The sequence below is a fragment of the Pantoea septica genome (genome assembly GCF_002095575.1).
GTDB classification, from domain to species: Bacteria; Pseudomonadota; Gammaproteobacteria; order Enterobacterales; family Enterobacteriaceae; genus Pantoea; species Pantoea septica.
Genome location: NZ_MLJJ01000034.1, coordinates 1 through 17,997, shown reverse-complemented (window position 1 = coordinate 17,997; position 17,997 = coordinate 1). Strand labels below are relative to the sequence as shown.

The following is a 17,997-nucleotide window of genomic DNA, read 5'->3' as shown; positions in this document are numbered from 1 at the left end:
TAATTAATTCCTGTTGTCAGAAATGCTGTGGTTTCTGAATACATTGCGCCCGGTATTCTCCCGCCCAAAAGGGGCGAGGCGCATCAGATGCGATGCCATACCCGGAAACGCGAGCGAGCGACTATACCATTTTCGCTACAGGCGAACAAATAGCGGCGCGCGTTAACGCGAGGTCGCGAAACGCGGCAGCATTTTTGTGGCGCTGGCGCGCGCGGCGCGGTCGATATCCAGCACGGCGTCCACCGAGTCCGGCTCCGCGAACGTCTGCGCCGACAGCGCTTCGCTGTTGATCGCCGCGATGTCGGTAAAGCGGATCTGGTTATCCAGAAAGGCCGCCACCGCAACCTCGTTGGCCGCGTTCAGCGTAGTGGTCGCCGCCTGCCCTGCCTCGCAGGCATCTATCGCCAGTTTCAGGCAAGGGTAGCGGGCAAAGTCAGGTTCAGCGAAGGTCAGCGCGGACATGCGGGTGAAGTCCAGCGGCGTGACGCCTGCCGAAATACGCGCAGGCCAGGCCATGCAGTGTGCAATGGGGGTGCGCATATCCGGTGAACCGAGCTGAGCCAGCACGCTGCCGTCGCAGTAGCGCACCATGGAGTGGATCATCGACTGCGGATGCAGGATCACCTCCATTTGCGCTGCGCTGGCGTTAAATAACCAGCGGGCTTCAATGTATTCGAGACCTTTATTCATCATGGTGGCCGAGTCGACGGAGATTTTACGTCCCATCGACCAGTTCGGATGCGCGCAGGCCTGCTCTGGCGACATGGTCGCGAGGTCAGCCAGCGGCGTGTCACGAAAAGGACCACCCGATCCCGTAAGGATAATGGACTCAATGCCATTTTCTCGCAGGTCAGCGTATCCTAACTGATGCTGGATGGAAGCGGGCAAACTCTGAAAAATCGCGTTATGCTCGCTGTCGACGGGCAGCAGCTGCGCCTGATGATGGCGTACGGCCTCCATAAACAAACGGCCGCAGGTGACAAGAGACTCTTTATTGGCAAGCAGCACGCTTTTCCCGGCGCGGATCGCCGCCAGCGTCGGCAGCAAACCCGAGGCCCCGACGATCGCCGCCATCACCTGGTCGACCTCGTCAAGCGCCGCCAGCTCGCACGCAGCCTGAACGCCGGAGAGCACTTCGGTAGAGACGTTGAGTGCTTTCAGTCGTTCACGCAGCGCCTGCGCGGAGGCTTCATCCGCCATCGCGGCATAGCGCGGCTGAAAGGCCTGGCACTGTTCCGCCATCAGCGCAACGTTTTGTCCGGCGACCAGCGCGGTGATTTGATAGAGCTCAGGATTGGCGCGTACCACCGCCAGCGTGCTGGCGCCGATTGATCCGGTAGAACCCAGCAAGGTTAATCGCTTCATTAAGCTATCCCTGTGAAGACGTCGAATAACTCCGCAAGCGCGGAAGGCATAATGTAAAACGCCGCCAGAGCGCATTCGCAATGAATACAGCCCTGAACGGCGTTTTATACCCAAGGATATCGGGTATAGAGAGCAACCGATGGGATTAGAACTCCATCAGCTCCTTCTCTTTCTCGGCCAGCGCCGCATCGACGTTCTTGATGCGCGCATCGGTCATTTTCTGGATCTCTTCCTGAGTACGACGCTCATCGTCTTCGCTGATCTCTTTATCTTTCAGCAAGGCTTTGATTTTGTCGTTGGCGTCGCGGCGCACATTGCGCACGGAGACGCGGCCCTGCTCGGCTTCGCCACGTACGATCTTGATCAGATCTTTACGACGCTCTTCGGTCAACGCAGGCAGCGGAACGCGAATGTCGCTACCGGCTGAGTTCGGGTTCAGGCCGAGGTCAGAAGCCATGATGGCTTTTTCCACTGCCGGGCCCATGGAGCGGTCGAACACGTTGATTTTCAGCGTGCGTGAGTCTTCTACGGTGACGGAAGCGAGCTGACGCAGCGGCGTTGGCGTACCGTAGTATTCGACCACGATACCGTCGAGCAGTGAAGGCGAAGCGCGACCGGTGCGCACTTTGCTGATGGTGTTTTTAAACGCTTCGACGCATTTGTCCATGCGCGTTTCAGCATCTTTTTTGATGTCGTTAATCACGTTGAAACCCTTGGATTCGGTTTGACCTGGCCATTCCGGCGTCGCCGGAAGCGGTATCGCTGTTGAGCGATAATCCTGAATGGTGCGCGGTGAAATTCACCGCGCCGACAGAATATACCTTATTTTATCTTGCGTCGGGTATTAATGCGTAATCAGGGTGCCTTCTTTTTCGCCCATTACTACGCGACGCAGCGCGCCAGGTTTGTTCATATTAAATACGCGGATCGGCAGCTGGTGGTCGCGCGCCAGCGTAAAGGCCGCCAGATCCATTACTTTCAGCTCTTTTTCCAGCACTTCGGCGTAAGAGAGCTGATCGTAGAGCGTCGCATCCGGATTTTTCACCGGGTCGGCGGAGTAAACGCCGTCGACTTTGGTCGCCTTCAGCACTACGTCTGCTTCGATCTCGATGCCGCGCAGGCAGGCCGCCGAGTCGGTGGTGAAGAACGGGTTGCCGGTGCCGGCGGAGAAAATCACCACGCGGTTGTTGCGCAGCAGGCTGATCGCTTCGGCCCAGCTGTAGTTGTCGCATACGCCGTTGAGGGGAATAGCGGACATCAGGCGCGCGTTAACGTAGGCGCGGTGCAGCGCGTCGCGCATCGCCAGGCCGTTCATTACGGTCGCCAGCATGCCCATATGGTCGCCCACGACACGGTTCATTCCCGCCTGTGCCAGACCCGCGCCGCGGAACAGGTTGCCGCCGCCAATTACCACGCCTACCTGAATGCCCAGCTCGACCAGTTCTTTCACCTCTTGCGCCATGCGGTCAAGCACGCTCGCGTCGATACCAAAACCTTCGGCACCTTGCAGTGCTTCGCCACTCAGTTTCAGCAGGATACGTTGATATACAGGTTTTGCGTTGGTCGCCATGGTCGGTTCTTCCTGGAAGAGTTGAAAAGGAGAAGTTAAATCTGATCGATCATCCGCTTAGCGCGCGTAAATTACTATTGGGATGAGACTGAAAAGCGTCTGCTTAGCGTAGCAGACAAAAAAGAACCGCCTTCTGGCGGTTCCTTTCACAGCATTAAGACTGTTTGGACATTGCCGCTACTTCAGCAGCGAAGTCGCTTTCGACTTTCTCAATGCCTTCGCCCACTTCGAAGCGGATGAAGTTGATGACGTCAGCGCCCTGCTCTTTCAGCGCCTGGCCAACGGTTTTGCTCGGATCGATAACGAAAGCCTGACCGGTCAGAGAGACTTCGCCGGTGAATTTCTTCATGCGGCCTTCAACCATCTTCTCTGCGATCTCTTTCGGCTTACCGGACTGCATGGCGATGTCCAGCTGAACCTGGTACTCTTTCTCAACCACGTCGGCAGAGACGTCTTCCGGCTTAACGAATTCCGGCTTGCTGGCTGCAACGTGCATAGCGATCTGCTTGATCAGCTCTTCGTCAGCGCCTTTCGCGGAGATCAGTACGCCGATGCGTGCGCCGTGCAGGTATGAACCCAGCTGCTCGCCTTCCAGCACTGCGATACGACGGATGTTGATGTTTTCGCCGATTTTCGCTACCAGCGCAACGCGCTCTTCTTCGAATTTCGCTTTCAGCGCTTCAACGTCGGTGATGCGCTCTGCGGTCGCCGCGTCCAGCACTTTGTCAGCAAAGGCCTGGAAACCAGCGTCTTTCGCAACGAAGTCAGTCTGGCAGTTAACTTCCAGGATCACGCCGTAGTTGCCGTCGATTTTGGTTTTGATCACGCCGTCAGCAGCCACGTTGCCTGCTTTTTTCGCCGCTTTGATCGCGCCGGACTTACGCATGTTCTCAATCGCCAGCTCGATGTCGCCATTCGCTTCGGTCAGCGCTTTTTTGCAGTCCATCATGCCCGCGCCAGTACGCTCGCGCAGTTCTTTTACCATTGCAGCGGTAATTTCAGCCATTCCAGAATCCTCGGTTCGTACCCCCGTGCTTACGCACTAAGGCACCTGTTGCGGAAAATTTACTCTGTCCCGCCCGCCTGATAAGGAGGCGTGACAGACGGAGATAAAATAAAGGGGCCAAGACTGGCCCCTTAACAGATTACATCTGATGTCTAAGGGCTCTTTGTCAGAGCGAACCTTATTAAGCGTTTTCTAAAGACGCTTCTTCAGCCTGCTCAGCCAGGTCCTGTGAACGGCCTTCGCGCACGGTAGTGGCAACGGCAGTCAGGTACAGGCTAACAGCACGGATCGCATCGTCGTTACCCGGGATAACGAAGTCAACGCCGTCTGGATCAGAGTTGGTATCAACGATCGCGAATACCGGGATGCCCAGGTTGTTCGCTTCTTTGATCGCGATGTGCTCGTGATCGGCGTCGATAACGAACAGCGCGTCCGGCAGACCGCCCATGTCTTTGATACCGCCCAGGCTGTTTTCCAGCTTGGCCAGTTCGCGACCGCGCATCAGCGCTTCTTTCTTGGTCAGTTTGTCGAAGGTGCCGTCCTGAGACTGAGTCTCAAGATCTTTCAGACGTTTGATAGACTGACGAACGGTTTTCCAGTTGGTCAGCATACCACCCAGCCAGCGGTGGTTTACAAAGAACTGGTCGCAGCTCAGTGCAGACTCTTTAATCGCTTCGCTGGCAGCGCGCTTGGTACCGACGAACAGGATCTTGCCTTTACGGGCAGAGATTTTGTTCAGCTCAGCCAGAGCGTGGTTGAACATCGGTACAGTCTGCTCAAGGTTGATGATGTGAACTTTGTTACGCGCACCGAAGATGAACGGCTTCATTTTCGGGTTCCAGTAACGGGTCTGGTGACCGAAGTGAACACCAGCCTTGAGCATGTCGCGCATGGAAACAGTTGCCATGATTACCTCTAGATTAAGTTTGGGGTTGGGCCTCCATGTATCCCATACGACCGACCTCTTTCGAAGCACCCCGGCGTATGTGTCGATACATGTGTGTTTTAGTACACAAAGTGAGTTTTTCGCGTTTCTCGTCGACCGCAAGGGCCTGACAGAGAATCGTCGGCGCGCTTTATACCACAACCACGCTGCTGAAGCCAGAATTTGTTCAGCGCGCGGCCGCGCGACGCGAACTGTTTGGCGGCCTTGTTTTCGGCTGCTAACATGACAGCACATCGTTCATTATTGCTGAAATTTTCGGCAACTGCGGATTAATTTAATGGCAATTTCAATTAAAACCCCTGAAGAAATCGAAAAAATGCGCGTCGCCGGCCGACTGGCCGCCGAGGTGCTGGAGATGATCGCCCCGCACGTCAAACCCGGCGTCTCTACCGGCGAACTGGACCGCATCTGCCACGATTACATCACCAACGAGCAGCACGCCGTCTCCGCCTGCCTCGGCTATCACGGCTTTCCGAAATCGGTTTGCATCTCGGTCAACGAAGTGGTGTGTCACGGCATTCCCAGCGACGATCGCCTGCTGAAAGATGGCGACATCATCAACATCGACGTGACCGTGATTAAAGACGAGTACCACGGCGACACCTCGAAGATGTTTATCGTCGGCAAGCCGACCATCCAGGGCGAGCGTCTGTGTCAAATCACCCAGCAGAGCCTCTACCTGGCGCTGCGCCTGGTGAAGCCGGGCATTCGTCTGCGCGAGCTGGGCCGCGCCATTCAGAAATATGTCGAATCGCACGACTTCTCCGTCGTGCGCGAGTACTGCGGCCACGGCATCGGCAAAGGTTTCCACGAAGAGCCGCAGGTGCTGCACTACGACGCCGATGACGGCGGCGTGGTGCTGCAGGCGGGCATGACCTTTACCATCGAGCCGATGGTCAACGCCGGCGACTACCGCATCCGCACCATGAAAGACGGGTGGACGGTAAAAACCAAAGATCGCAGCTTGTCCGCGCAGTACGAGCATACTATTGTGGTGACCGATAACGGCTGCGAAATCCTGACCCTGCGTAGCGACGACACCATCGACGCGGTGCTGGTCAACGAAGGGTAATCGTCCCCCACTGATAAAAAGCCGGCCCTGCGCCGGTTTTTTTATGGCTCAAGAAGAGAGAAGCGGTATGAGCGCTATCCTGACGGATGAGGTCATTGACGGCCTGAAAGACTCCCCGGCGCACTGGGATGACGCGGTGCTGACCCGCGACGCCCTGAAGCAGAAGCTGGAAACCTTTAACGCCTTTCTCTCCACGGCGTTTGACGCCGGCGAATCGGCAGAAATGCTGATTGACGCGCGCACCCTGTTTATCGACCGCCTGCTGCGCCGCCTGTGGCGCTTTTACGGCTTCGACGCCCTGCCCGCTATCGCGCTGGTGGCAGTCGGCGGCTACGGCCGCGGCGAGCTGCATCCCCTTTCTGACGTCGATATCCTGATCCTCAGCCGCGATCCGCTCGACGATGCGAGCGCGCAGCAAACCAGCGAACTGCTGACGCTGCTGTGGGATCTCAAACTAGAGGTGGGCCACAGCGTGCGCACGCTGGAGGAGTCTCTGCTGGAAGGGTTAGCCGACCTGACCGTCGCCACCAACCTTATCGAGTCGCGCATGCTGACCGGCGACGTCGCCCTGTTTCTGGAGATGCAAAAGAATATCTTCAGCGACGGCTTCTGGCCGTCGGCGACCTTTTACGCCGCCAAGATCGAAGAGCAGCAGGCGCGCCATCAGCGCTACCACGGCACCAGCTATAACCTTGAGCCCGACATCAAAAGCAGCCCAGGCGGCCTGCGCGATATCCACACGCTGCAGTGGGTGGCGCGGCGCCACTTCGGCGCCACCACGCTGGATGAAATGGTGGGGTTCGGCTTCCTCACCGAAGCGGAACGCAACGAGCTTAACGAATGTCAGGCCTTTCTCTGGCGCATCCGCTTCGCGCTGCATCTGACGCTGACGCGCTACGACAACCGGCTGCTGTTTGACCGCCAGCTCAACGTCGCGCAGCGCCTGAACTACCAGGGCGAAGGCAACGAGCCGGTAGAACGCATGATGAAGGATTTCTTCCGCGTCACGCGCCGCATCGGCGAGCTGAACCAGATGCTGCTACAGCTGTTTGACGAAGCGATCCTGGCGCTCTCCACCACGGAAAAGCCGCGCCCGCTGGACGACACCTTTCAGCTGCGCGGCAACCTGATCGACCTGCGCGACGAAACGCTGTTCGAGCGCGAACCGCAGGCGATCCTGCGCATGTTCTACGTGATGGTGCGCAATGAAAACATTCGCGGCATCTACTCCACCACGCTGCGCCAGCTGCGCTACGCGCGCCGTCATCTCAAACAGCCGCTGTGTCAGATCCCGGAAGCGCGCCAGCTTTTTATGTCGATTCTGCGCCATCCGGGCGCGGTCAAGCGCGCGCTGCTGCCGATGCACCGCCACAGCGTGCTCTGGGCCTACACGCCGCTGTGGGGACATATCGTCGGACAGATGCAGTTCGACCTGTTCCACGCCTACACCGTCGATGAGCACACCATTCGCGTGCTGCAAAAGCTGGAGAGCTTCGCCAGCGAGACGACGCGCCCGATGCATCCCCTATGCGTCGAACTCTGGCCGCGTCTGCCGCAGCAGGAGCTGCTGCTAATGGCGGCGCTGCTGCACGACATCGCCAAAGGCCGCAACGGCGATCACTCGATTCTCGGCGCGCAGGACGCGCTGGAATTCGCCGAGCTGCACGGCCTCAACTCGCGCGAGACGCAGCTGGTCGCCTGGCTGGTGCGCCATCATCTGCTGATGTCGGTGACGGCGCAGCGCCGCGATATTCAGGATCCCACCGTCATCCAGCAGTTCGCCGAGGTGATGCAGAACGAGAACCGGCTGCGCTACCTGGTCTGTCTGACCGTGGCGGACATCTGCGCCACCAACGAAACGCTGTGGAACAGCTGGAAACAGAGTCTGCTGCGCGAACTCTTCTTCGCCACCGAGAAGCAGCTGCGTCGCGGCATGGAGAACAGCCCGGATCTGCGCGAGCGCGTGCGTCACCACCGGCTGCAGGCGCTGGCGCTGCTGCGCATGGACAATATCGACGAAGAGCGGCTGCACCATATCTGGAACCGCTGCCGTGCCGACTATTTCCTGCGCCACACGCCAAACCAGCTCGCGTGGCACGCGCGTCATTTAATGGAGCACGATCTGCGCCAGCCGCTGGTGCTGGTCAGCCCGCAGGCGACGCGCGGCGGCACCGAGATTTTTATCTGGAGTCCCGACCGCCCTTATCTCTTCGCGACCGTGGCGGGCGAGCTGGACCGTCGCAACCTCAGCGTGCACGACGCGCAGATCTTCACCAGCCGCGACGGCATGGCGATGGACACCTTTATCGTGCTGGAGCCGGACGGCAGCCCGCTGGCGCCCGATCGCCACCTGATGATCCGCCAGGCGCTGGAGCAGGCGATCGCGCAGACCAGCTGGAATCCGCCGCGCACGCGCCGTCCGTCGGCGAAGCTGCGCCACTTCAGCGTCGATACCGAAGTCAACTTTTTGCCGACCCATACCGATCGCCGCAGCTATCTGGAGCTGGTAGCGCTCGATCAGCCCGGCCTGCTGGCGCGCGTAGGCGAAGTCTTCGCCGATATGGGCGTCTCGCTGCACGGCGCGCGCATCAGCACCATCGGCGAACGCGTCGAGGATTTGTTTATTCTGGCCAACAGCGAGCGGCGTGCGCTTGACGCGGAAATGCGTAAAGCGTTGCGACAACGGTTGACAGAAGCCCTTAATCCAAACGATAAAGTGTGACCGCAATCGATTTACTTATTTACTCTTTGTGCCGGGACGTGGTCCGGCATGCACCAGACAGATCAGGAAAAAATTATGCAACAGTTACAGAGCGTTATTGAAACGGCCTTCGAGCGTCGTGCCGAGATTACTCCAGCGAGCGTCGATCCGGTGACCCGTGAAGCTATCAATCAGGTGATCGCTCAGCTGGACAGCGGCGCGCTGCGCGTAGCAGAAAAGATCGACGGTCAGTGGGTAACGCATCAGTGGCTGAAGATGGCGGTTCTGCTGTCGTTCCGCATCAACGAAAATCAGGTGATGGAAGGCGCAGAAACCCGCTTTTACGACAAGGTGCCGATGAAGTTCGCCGGCTGGGACGACGCGCGCTTTAAAGCCGCAGGCTTCCGCGTCGTGCCGCCGGCAGCGGTTCGCCAGGGCGCCTATATCGCACGCAATACCGTGCTGATGCCGTCCTACGTCAACATCGGCGCTTATGTCGACGAAGGCAGCATGGTCGATACCTGGGCGACCGTAGGCTCTTGCGCTCAGATTGGCAAAAACGTCCACCTCTCCGGCGGTGTCGGCATCGGCGGCGTGCTGGAGCCGCTGCAGGCGAACCCGACCATCATCGAAGATAACTGCTTTATCGGTGCGCGCTCCGAGATCGTCGAAGGCGTGATCGTGGAAGAAGGCGCCGTGATTTCGATGGGCGTTTACATCGGCCAGAGCACCAAAATCTACGATCGCGAAACCGGTGAAGTGCACTACGGCCGCGTACCGGCGGGTTCCGTGGTGGTTTCCGGCAACCTGCCCTCTAAAGATGGCAGCTATAGCCTCTACTGCGCGGTTATCGTGAAGAAAGTCGACGCGAAAACGCGCGGCAAAGTGGGCATCAACGAACTGCTGCGCACCATCGATTAAGCCTCTGTGACGGGCCCCTGCGGTCCGTCATTTTTTCTTTACACTTCTCCCTCTTATAACCTGATTCGCGAAACGAATTAACAGGTGCGTTTACTTTTTACCCAGGTCATAATCCGCGCCAGTTATCTCCCGTCGCGCAGTGTTCAATCCGTTTTTTGTCTACAGTTATTTTTGTGCCATGAACACAGATGCGCGCTTCTCTCTTTTTGGTGGAAAAATCGCTATGTATGACAACCTTAAAAGCTTAGGCATTAATAATCCGGACGATATCGATCGCTACAGCCTGCGTCAGGAAGCCAACAACGACATCCTTAAAATTTACTTTCGTAAAGACAAAGGCGAGTTCTTCGCCAAGAGCGTGAAGTTTAAATATCCGCGCCAGCGCAAAACCGTGGTCGCAGACAATATCAATCAGGGCTACAAAGAGGTTCAGGAGATCAGCCCGAACCTGCGCTATGTGATCGACGAACTGGATCAGATCTGCCAGCGCGATCAGGTGGAAGTGGATTTGAAACGTAAGATCCTGGCGGATCTGCGCCATCTGGAGAACGTGGTAACCAATAAAATTGCCGAGATTGAAGGCGATTTGGACAAGCTGACGCGCAATAATCGGTAATGCGCCTGCTGTTGCTTGCTACAGAAGGCACCAGTGCCAACTTGCGGATAGTATGGCCCGAAGAGCAAAGCGTCCCGCGACAGGGATGTCGCGGGCCGAGCGCGCATGGATGCCTTGAGCGACTTTGCGATCGGGCCATACTATCCGCGCTAACGCTCAGACCAGTCGACAGAAGGCTAGCTAACGCTGGCCTTTTTGTCGTCTCAGCTCTGCTCGTCCAGCTGCAACGCCACGTATAGCAGCAGGCGATCGTCAAACTGGCTGAGATTCAGCCCGGTCAGCTCGGAAATGCGGTTCAGCCGATACTCCAGCGTATTGCGGTGAATAAAAAGCGCGCGTGCCGTAGCGCTGGGCTGCACGTTATGAGTAAACCAGGCCACCAGCGTGCGCCGCAGCAGGCCGTTGTTATCCATGTTTTTCAGCCGCGCCAGCGGACGCGCCAGCTCATTCGCCTGCCAGCCGCCGCGCAGGCTGTCGAGCAGCACCGGCAACACTAAATCCTGATAGAAATAGCTGCGCAGCTCCGGCATGCGCTGCTTGCCGACCATCATGGTGGTACGCGCGGTACGATACGAGCGCGCAATGCTGCCCGGCCCGGTAAAATAGTTGCCGAGCGCGATGCGCATCCGCACCTGGCCGCTCTCTTTCATACGCTGCAGCAGCTGTTCGACGCGCTTGCGGTGATCGTCCTGATCGTAGCGTCCGTGCGCATTCAGCGCCGGCTTCAGCACCACCATCTCCGTCAGGGAAACAATGGCGATCAGGTTATCGCGCTCCGGGGTCGTCAGCAGCGTTTGCAGCTGCTGAAGCTCCGACATAGCGCTGTCGACGCCGAGCTGACCGCTGTCGACCTCCACCACCGCCACCACGCGCGGCTGGTTGAGATCGATGCCGAGACGCTGCGCCCATTCGGTCAGCTGCGGCGTCAGGCTTTCGCTGCGGATAAGGTTCAGCACCAGCTCCTCGCGCAGGCGGCTGTCCTGCGCCAGCATATGCAGCAGTCGGGTCTGCTCCAGCATCATCTCCGCCGTCATGCAGACCAGCTCGCCGTAGTGGCGCAGCGCGACCGGATCGCCGGTCAGTCCGATTACGCCGACGATTTCGCCGTCGATGCGCAGCGGCAGATTAATGCCTGGCCGCACGCCGTGCAGATGTTTCGCTACCGCTTCATCGATGTCCACCACGCGCCCCTGGGAGAGCACCAGCAGCGCGCCTTCGTGCAATTCGCCAATACGCTCGCGATCGCCGCTGCCGATGATACGGCCGCGCGCATCCATCACGTTGACATTGCTGTCAATAATTTTCATGGTGCGCGCCACGATATCCTGCGCAAGGCGCGCATCGAGATGATAGGTTGCCATCTGTAAATCCTGACAGAGAGTGGATGCTACAGCATACGCATGGCGGCGAGGCCAGGCATTGTGCAAATGCACAGAGCCAGACGGGGATTTACGGGTTTTGCGGTTCCGGTCACACTCTGAACCGCCCCCATAAAAAAGGCGGACCGAAGTCCGCCTGACGGGAGAAATAGCGTTACTGCATCAGCAGATAGATGCTGCTGTCGCCGCGCTTAACGTTCAGCGCCAGCACTGACGGCTTGGTGTCGAGGATTTTACGCAGTTCGCCCAGGTTAGCGACGCGCTGCTGGTTGACGCCAAGGATGATGTCGCCTTTTTTCAGGCCGATACGCGCTGCGGCGCTGTTAGGCTTCACGTTGTCTACGCGCACCCCTTTATCGCTGCCGCTGTCGTTGCTCAGATCGGCGCCCTCGATGCCGGTGTAGATGGTGGCAGACTGCACCTTATCCTGCGAGCTCTGCTGCAGCTCGACGGTCACGCTCACTGGTTTGCCGTCGCGCAGCAGGCCAAGCTGCAGTTTGGTGCCGATCGGCAGCGAACCGACTTCGGCGCGCAGAGCGGCAAAACTGCTCAGCGGCTTGCCGTTCATCGACACCACCACGTCGCCCGCCTTCACGCCCGCTTTCGCCGCGGCGGAGTTCGGCAGCACCTGGCTGACGAAGGCGCCGCGCTGCGCGTCGACCTTCATCGCTTTCGCCAGCTCGGAGTTCAGCTCAGCGCCCAGAATACCCAGCTCGCCGCGTTTCACCTGACCGAACTCCACCATCTGTCCGGTGAGGTTTTTCACCATATTGCTCGGGATGGCAAAGCCGATGCCGATATTGCCGCCGTCCGGCGCAAGGATCGCCGTGTTGATGCCGATCAGCTCGCCGTTGAGGTTCACCAGCGCGCCGCCGGAGTTGCCGCGGTTAATCGCCGCATCGGTCTGAATAAAGTTTTCGTAGTTTTCGACGTTAAGCCCGCTGCGTCCCAGCGCCGAAACGATGCCTGAAGTGACGGTTTCGCCCAGGCCGTACGGGTTGCCGATGGCGACGGTGTAGTCGCCGACGCGCAGGTTGTCGGAGTCGGCGATTTTAATCGCCGTCAGGTTTTTCGCGTCGATCAGCTGCACCAGCGCGATATCTGAACGCGGATCTTTGCCAATCACCTTGCCGTCATAGCGGCGGCCATCGCTGAGCTGCACCTGAATTTTGGTTGCGTTGTCGACAACGTGGTTGTTGGTCACCACATAGCCTTTTTCGGCGTTGATCACGACGCCGGAGCCAAGCGCGCGGAATTTTTCCTGTTGGGTGTTGGGGCCAGCGCCGCCCGCGCCGTCCTGGCACATCGGCGAGCTCTGGAAAGGCGAGCCATCCTGACAGAAAGGCGAATTATCGCCAAAGAACTGCTGAAATTGCGGCGGCAGACGCGGCGTTTTTACCGTGGTGCTGCCTTCGACGCTGATGCTGACCACTGACGGCATAACTTTTTCCAGCATCGGCGCCAGGCTCGGCAGCTGCTGACTGGTAGAAGAAGCCGATTCAGCGGCGAAAACGGCGGCAGGGCTTAACGCCAGGCCAAGACTGAGCGCCAGCGCGCTCAACGTTAGGGTGTTTTTTTTCATTCGTATTAGTCTCATCCAGTAATAAACGCCAGACCCTTGCTGTGGTCAGTTATGAGATTAATCTTTTAACGCGAAGTTCCAGCAAAAGTTTGCGGCAAAGGTAAAAATTTATGCACGCTCTTTACAAAAGTCCAGTTATTCTACCGCCATCAGCCGGCGATACTCATCCCACGCATAAAGATCGGTCATACCGCTAATATAATCCTGAATCAGGCGAAAGCGATAATATCTTTCCCATAATAGTCGCTGATATTTATGCTCGACGACCAGCGTGCGCATTTTTTGCTGATAGGCTTTACGATGCTTTCCGGAAAGTTTATGAAACAGGCGCGTTTCAATCGGGTGTTGACGCAGAAAGTCCTCGTTAATCAGCGTAGTAAAGGCTTCGAACGTTAGCATCATCAAAGGTTGATATATTTCTAACAATCCCTTAATGACACGATAACCTTGTAATTCCAGCTGTTCGACTTCGGCATGGTTAAATACGTGGCGGCGCGCTACCGTTTTAAACATCTGCAATAACCTTCCCTCTTCGCCGTCGTCCTCTAATAGCGCATGATTGAAATCGCCATTGAAAATAGCGGGCAGATTATCGACGAAACGTTTTACCGCATGGCTGACCAGTACGTTCTGTACGTTAACGCGCAACGACATAAAAAACTGATCGCTTCTGCTGCGACGCTTTTTGTTACAGGCTTCGCGCCAGGCCTCGCCGACCGTTCGGCTGAAGGCGTCGTTATTTTTAATCGGCCCCCAGTTCTTACATAAATAGTCATAAAGCGCATCAATGTTAAATATATCTTTTTCGACGGCGTCATCCAGATCGGCGATGCAGTAGGAGATATCATCCGCCGCTTCCATAATATAGGTCAGCGGAAAACGATGATGCTCTTCCATATGGGTCGCTGCGCGCAGATCGGCGATATAGTCGCGTTCGGAGAGGTAAAAACCCGGCTTTTTCATCAGCGCGCTGAACTGCTCGGGCTTCTCGCCCTGCCACCAGGCGGGCGCGGTATATTTCAGGATGCAGGCGACCTGCGAATAGCTGAGATTTAGCTGTAGCAGGGTATGCACCATGCGGATCGCCTGCGCATTGCCTTCGAAGTGGCACAGATCCTGGCGGATCATGGCGTTGAGCTGGCTGAAATCGGCGCGCTGCGGCTCGCCTTCGACACCGGCCACCAGCGGATCCACCAGCTCCAGCGGAAGGTGCTCTTCAAACCAGTCGTTAATGGCCGCCTCGCCGAAATGGCCGAACGGCGGATTACCGACGTCGTGCAGCAGGCAGGCCATTTCTACCAGGCTTTCAAACGCGCCCTCCATCTCGTCCAGCCCGTACTGCGCCAGACCGCCCTGATTTTTCAGGGTTTGCAGGATCTCTTTGGCGATATAGCGTCCCGTCTGCTGCACTTCCAGCGAATGAGTAAGGCGCGAGCGCACTGCGGCGTTGCGCTCCAGCGGAAAAACCTGGGTTTTTTGCTGCAGTCGGCGAATCGCCGCCGAGTTGATAATACGGCCGCGATCGCTCTCAAAGTGGCGGGTAATATAGTATTCCCCTTCCGGCTCTTTGCGCGTGTTATAAGGGCGAGTAAAACTGATCTTCTTCCTGAAATTAACCGTCGCCATCGCTTCCCCTTATACCTTCGTGAATCAATCCCCTGCCAGCCATGCTAGACTATGCCTCACTTTTTACGACCACTTCCACCACATTAGCGAGACTCTTTTATGAAAGCAGGCATTATTGGCGCGATGGAGCAGGAAGTGACCCTGCTGCGTGACAAAATCGAGAACCGCCAGACCCTGACGCTGGCCGGCTGCGAAATTTACACCGGCACGCTGAACGGCGTTGAGGTCGCTTTGCTAAAATCGGGTATCGGTAAAACCTCGGCGGCGCTGGGCACCACCCTGCTGCTTGAGCTGTGCAAGCCGGACCTGGTGATCAACACCGGATCGGCCGGCGGTCTGGCGCCGACGCTCTCGGTCGGCGATATCGTGGTCTCGGACGAAGTGCGCTATCACGACGCCGACGTTACCGCCTTCGGCTACGAGCCAGGCCAGATGGCGGGCTGTCCGGCGGCCTTTACCGCCGATGCGCAGCTGATTGCCGCCGCGGAAGCCTGCATCAGCGAGCTGAACCTGAACGCGGTGCGCGGCCTGGTGGTCAGCGGCGACGCCTTTATCAACGGCGCCGAACCGCTGGCGCGCATTCGCGCGACCTTCCCGCAGGCGATCGCCGTAGAGATGGAAGCCACCGCCATCGGCCATGTCTGCCACCAGTTCAAGGTGCCTTTCGTGGTGGTGCGCGCCATTTCGGACGTTGCCGACAAAGCGTCGCATCTGAGCTTTGAAGAGTTTCTCAGCGTCGCGGCGCAGCAGTCGTCGCTGATGGTGGAGAAGCTGCTGGCGCGTCTGGCGCGTGGCTAAATCGCTCTGGACGATAGGGCTGCTGCTGTTTTGCGGCAGCCTGTTCGCCGCCCCTCCGCGCGTTATCTCGCTCGCCCCCCATCTCACCGAAATGGCGTTCGCCGCCGGCATCACGCCGGTCGCGGTCAGCGCCTGGTCCGACTATCCGCCCGCCGCGAAAGCGCTGGAGCAGGTCGCCAACTGGCAAGGCGTTAAGGTCGAGCGCATTCTGGCGCTGAAGCCGGATGTCGTGCTCGCGTGGCGCGGCGGCAATCCGCAGCGTCAGATCGATCAGCTGCAGCGGCTCGGCGTCAGGGTCGAGTGGCTCGATCCCGGCTCGCTGGACGAGATGGCGGACGCCGTCGCGTCGCTGCAGCGCTGGAGCCCGCATCCGCAGCAGGCGCAGGAGACCGCGCAACAGCTGAAGCAGCAGGCGAATTCCCTGCGCGCGCGCTACGCCGCCCTGCCCGCCGTGCCGCTTTTTCTGCAGTTCGGCCAGCAACCCCTGTTTACCGCCGCGCGCGATACCCTGCAAAACGACATCATCACGCTGTGCGCCGGAAAGAATATTTTCGCCGACAGCCGCGTCAGCTGGCCGCAGGTCAGCCGCGAGCAGGTCCTGATGCGCCATCCGCAGGCGATCGTGGTCGCCGGCGACGCCGCACAGGCGCAGAGCGTGGCGCGCTTCTGGCAGCCCCAGCTCGCCGTACCGGTCATCGCCATCGAGGATGACTGGATCAGCCGTCCCGGCCCGCGTATGCTGCTGGCGGCAAAGCGGCTCTGCGCCGCCCTGCACCCGGAACAATAAATCAGCAGAAAGCGATTAAAGATCCCGCTAATTTTGCCGTTAATCAATAAACGAGACGCCGACGCCACGTAAGCTCAGCGTCCTTTTATGCGCCTCGCGCATTTTGCACACCAGGAATCAAATATGACCAGAGCCTTGCTGCTGGCCTTCGCGCTCGCGACCGTCGCGCCCTTTGCCACTGCGTCGACAACGGGAACGATAGGCGTTCAGCTGATTATCTATTCGCGCTGTGAAGTTAACAGCCAGCCGCAACGGGCAATGCCGCAGATCGATTGCGGCCGCCGCATCAACGCGCAGCCGCGCGTAACGGAAAGCGTGCTAAAGAAGGATAGTATGCGTAAGGAAACGGCGAAGCTGGTAACCGTTGAATGGTAAGAAAAAGGCCGTCGCAAGACGGCCTTTTTGCATCAGATGCTGAAAGAGGAGCCGCAGCCGCAGGTGGTTTTGGCGTTCGGGTTGGTAACGATAAAACGCGATCCCTCCAGACCCTCGGTATAGTCAACCGAGCCGCCGACCAGGTACTGCAGGCTCATCGGATCCACCACCAGCGCCACGCCCTGTTTCTCAATGGTCATGTCGCCGTCGTTCATTTTGTCGTCAAAGGTAAAACCATACTGAAAGCCGCTGCAGCCGCCGCCCGTAATATAGACGCGCAGTTTCAGATCGGGATTCTCTTCGTCGGCAATCAGGTTCTTTACCTTGCTGGCCGCCGCATCGGTAAACTGTAACGGCAGTGCTGCAACATCATCACTCATCTTATACTCCGGTAAAGGTCCAGGCCATAAAACGACCTCAATTGCCGTATTATCCGCCAGCACGATAGCGCAATCAAGTTTTGCCCTTCGCACTCTGTGCCGCCAGCCTTCAGCTAAGGTAAGTATAGCGCGCCCTTTCCGGCCTTTCGTCCTGCCGTGGTCTTCCCGTAGAATGGCGCGAGATTTTTTATGAACCGCTGGAGCCGAATAAATGAGTAAGTCCGAAAACCTGTTTGCCGAGGCGCAACGCCTGATCCCCGGCGGCGTTAACTCGCCGGTGCGCGCGTTTAACGGCGTAGGCGGCACGCCGCTGTTCATCGAGCGCGCCGACGGCGCCTGGCTGTACGACGCCGACGGCAAAACCTATATCGACTATGTCGGTTCATGGGGACCGATGGTGCTGGGCCACAACAACGTCGAAATCCGCAACGCGGTGATCGAAGCCGCCGCGCGCGGCCTGAGCTTCGGCGCACCCACCGAGATGGAAGTAAAGATGGCGCAGCTGGTGTGCGAGCTGGTGCCGAGCATGGATATGGTGCGCATGGTGAACTCCGGCACCGAAGCGACCATGAGCGCCATTCGCCTGGCGCGCGGCTTTACCGGCCGCGACAAGATCGTGAAGTTCGAAGGCTGCTATCACGGCCATGCCGACTGCCTGCTGGTTAAAGCGGGCTCCGGCGCGCTGACACTGGGCCAGCCGAACTCCCCTGGCGTGCCGGCCGATTTCGCCCGCCACACCCTGACCTGCACCTATAACGATCTCGACTCGGTGCGCGCCGCGTTCGAGCAGTATCCGGAAGAGATCGCCTGTATTATCGTCGAGCCGGTCGCGGGCAATATGAACTGTATTCCGCCGCAGCCGGACTTTCTGCC

At 58.3% G+C, this 17,997-nt stretch carries 17 protein-coding genes; 8 read left to right on the top strand and 9 right to left on the bottom strand.

All coding sequences use genetic code 11. The features are described from left to right. Nucleotides 1-162: 162 nt before the first annotated feature. The 5 genes from ispC to rpsB all read right to left on the bottom strand — a co-directional run bounded on the left by ispC (nucleotide 163) and on the right by rpsB (nucleotide 4,848). Nucleotides 163-1,365, bottom strand: coding sequence for a 1-deoxy-D-xylulose-5-phosphate reductoisomerase (gene ispC, locus HA46_RS16380; RefSeq protein WP_033793564.1), 1,203 nt, complete (start codon nucleotides 1,363-1,365; stop codon nucleotides 163-165). 145 nt (nucleotides 1,366-1,510) lie between these two features. After that, nucleotides 1,511-2,068: a ribosome recycling factor gene (frr, locus tag HA46_RS16375; RefSeq protein WP_033749583.1), complete on the bottom strand. Its 558-nt coding sequence runs from the start codon at nucleotides 2,066-2,068 to the stop codon at nucleotides 1,511-1,513. Nucleotides 2,069-2,209: 141 nt separating this feature from the next. Continuing rightward, complete coding sequence (gene pyrH, locus HA46_RS16370) at nucleotides 2,210-2,935, bottom strand: UMP kinase (protein ID WP_033793563.1); 726 nt, start codon at nucleotides 2,933-2,935, stop codon at nucleotides 2,210-2,212. A 154-nt stretch (nucleotides 2,936-3,089) separates the two neighbouring features. After that, nucleotides 3,090-3,941 (bottom strand): translation elongation factor Ts, encoded by an 852-nt coding sequence (gene tsf, locus HA46_RS16365; RefSeq protein WP_084885433.1) that lies wholly within the window; start codon nucleotides 3,939-3,941, stop codon nucleotides 3,090-3,092. 181 nt (nucleotides 3,942-4,122) lie between these two features. Further along, nucleotides 4,123-4,848 (bottom strand): 30S ribosomal protein S2, encoded by a 726-nt coding sequence (gene rpsB / locus HA46_RS16360; RefSeq protein WP_033749579.1) that lies wholly within the window; start codon nucleotides 4,846-4,848, stop codon nucleotides 4,123-4,125. 316 nt (nucleotides 4,849-5,164) lie between these two features. On the opposite strand from rpsB, the gene map reads away from it, so the two are divergent. From map to HA46_RS16340, 4 genes are all read left to right on the top strand, one after another. Continuing rightward, nucleotides 5,165-5,959 carry a type I methionyl aminopeptidase gene (map, locus tag HA46_RS16355; protein ID WP_033793562.1) on the top strand — a complete coding sequence of 265 codons (795 nt, stop codon included), beginning with the start codon at nucleotides 5,165-5,167 and terminating at the stop codon, nucleotides 5,957-5,959. A 67-nt stretch (nucleotides 5,960-6,026) separates the two neighbouring features. Further along, a complete protein-coding gene (gene glnD, locus HA46_RS16350) occupies nucleotides 6,027-8,681 on the top strand; it encodes a bifunctional uridylyltransferase/uridylyl-removing protein GlnD (RefSeq protein WP_033793561.1) in 2,655 nt (884 codons plus the stop codon). 75 nt (nucleotides 8,682-8,756) lie between these two features. Continuing rightward, entirely contained in the window at nucleotides 8,757-9,581 is an 825-nt protein-coding gene (dapD, locus tag HA46_RS16345; RefSeq protein WP_033793560.1) for a 2,3,4,5-tetrahydropyridine-2,6-dicarboxylate N-succinyltransferase, read from the top strand. Between the two features lie 223 nt (nucleotides 9,582-9,804). Further along, a complete protein-coding gene (locus tag HA46_RS16340) occupies nucleotides 9,805-10,197 on the top strand; it encodes a DUF3461 family protein (protein ID WP_084885430.1) in 393 nt (130 codons plus the stop codon). A 203-nt stretch (nucleotides 10,198-10,400) separates the two neighbouring features. Here the strand turns inward: HA46_RS16340 and HA46_RS16335 are convergent, their stop codons facing one another. The 3 genes from HA46_RS16335 to dgt all read right to left on the bottom strand — a co-directional run bounded on the left by HA46_RS16335 (nucleotide 10,401) and on the right by dgt (nucleotide 14,784). Next, nucleotides 10,401-11,558, bottom strand: coding sequence for a CdaR family transcriptional regulator (locus HA46_RS16335; RefSeq protein ID WP_084885428.1), 1,158 nt, complete (start codon nucleotides 11,556-11,558; stop codon nucleotides 10,401-10,403). A gap of 172 nt (nucleotides 11,559-11,730) precedes the next feature. Beyond that, complete coding sequence (gene degP, locus HA46_RS16330) at nucleotides 11,731-13,158, bottom strand: serine endoprotease DegP (RefSeq protein ID WP_033793558.1); 1,428 nt, start codon at nucleotides 13,156-13,158, stop codon at nucleotides 11,731-11,733. Nucleotides 13,159-13,293: 135 nt separating this feature from the next. Further along, the gene (dgt, locus tag HA46_RS16325; protein ID WP_084885425.1) at nucleotides 13,294-14,784 is read right to left on the bottom strand and encodes a dGTPase; all 1,491 of its coding nucleotides are present in this window, start codon (nucleotides 14,782-14,784) and stop codon (nucleotides 13,294-13,296) included. Nucleotides 14,785-14,883: 99 nt separating this feature from the next. Here dgt and mtnN point away from each other — a divergent pair, with 99 nt between their 5' ends. The 3 genes from mtnN (at nucleotide 14,884) to HA46_RS16310 (ending at nucleotide 16,744) form a co-directional block, all read left to right on the top strand. Beyond that, nucleotides 14,884-15,582 carry a 5'-methylthioadenosine/S-adenosylhomocysteine nucleosidase gene (gene mtnN, locus HA46_RS16320; RefSeq protein ID WP_033749569.1) on the top strand — a complete coding sequence of 233 codons (699 nt, stop codon included), beginning with the start codon at nucleotides 14,884-14,886 and terminating at the stop codon, nucleotides 15,580-15,582. Beyond that, nucleotides 15,575-16,369 (top strand): vitamin B12 ABC transporter substrate-binding protein BtuF, encoded by a 795-nt coding sequence (gene btuF, locus HA46_RS16315; RefSeq protein ID WP_084885423.1) that lies wholly within the window; start codon nucleotides 15,575-15,577, stop codon nucleotides 16,367-16,369. Before mtnN ends, btuF begins: the two co-directional genes overlap by 8 nt. Before the next feature lie 123 nt (nucleotides 16,370-16,492). Continuing rightward, nucleotides 16,493-16,744 (top strand): hypothetical protein, encoded by a 252-nt coding sequence (locus HA46_RS16310; protein ID WP_033793554.1) that lies wholly within the window; start codon nucleotides 16,493-16,495, stop codon nucleotides 16,742-16,744. Nucleotides 16,745-16,776: 32 nt separating this feature from the next. On the opposite strand, the gene erpA is transcribed toward HA46_RS16310, so the two are convergent. After that, on the bottom strand, nucleotides 16,777-17,124 hold the full coding sequence (erpA, locus tag HA46_RS16305; protein WP_033749565.1) for an iron-sulfur cluster insertion protein ErpA: 348 nt from the start codon (nucleotides 17,122-17,124) through the stop codon (nucleotides 16,777-16,779). A 211-nt stretch (nucleotides 17,125-17,335) separates the two neighbouring features. Here erpA and HA46_RS16300 point away from each other — a divergent pair. Beyond that, nucleotides 17,336-17,997: aminotransferase class III-fold pyridoxal phosphate-dependent enzyme (locus tag HA46_RS16300; RefSeq protein WP_143807651.1), on the top strand; the 662-nt coding region annotated here is incomplete at its 3' end.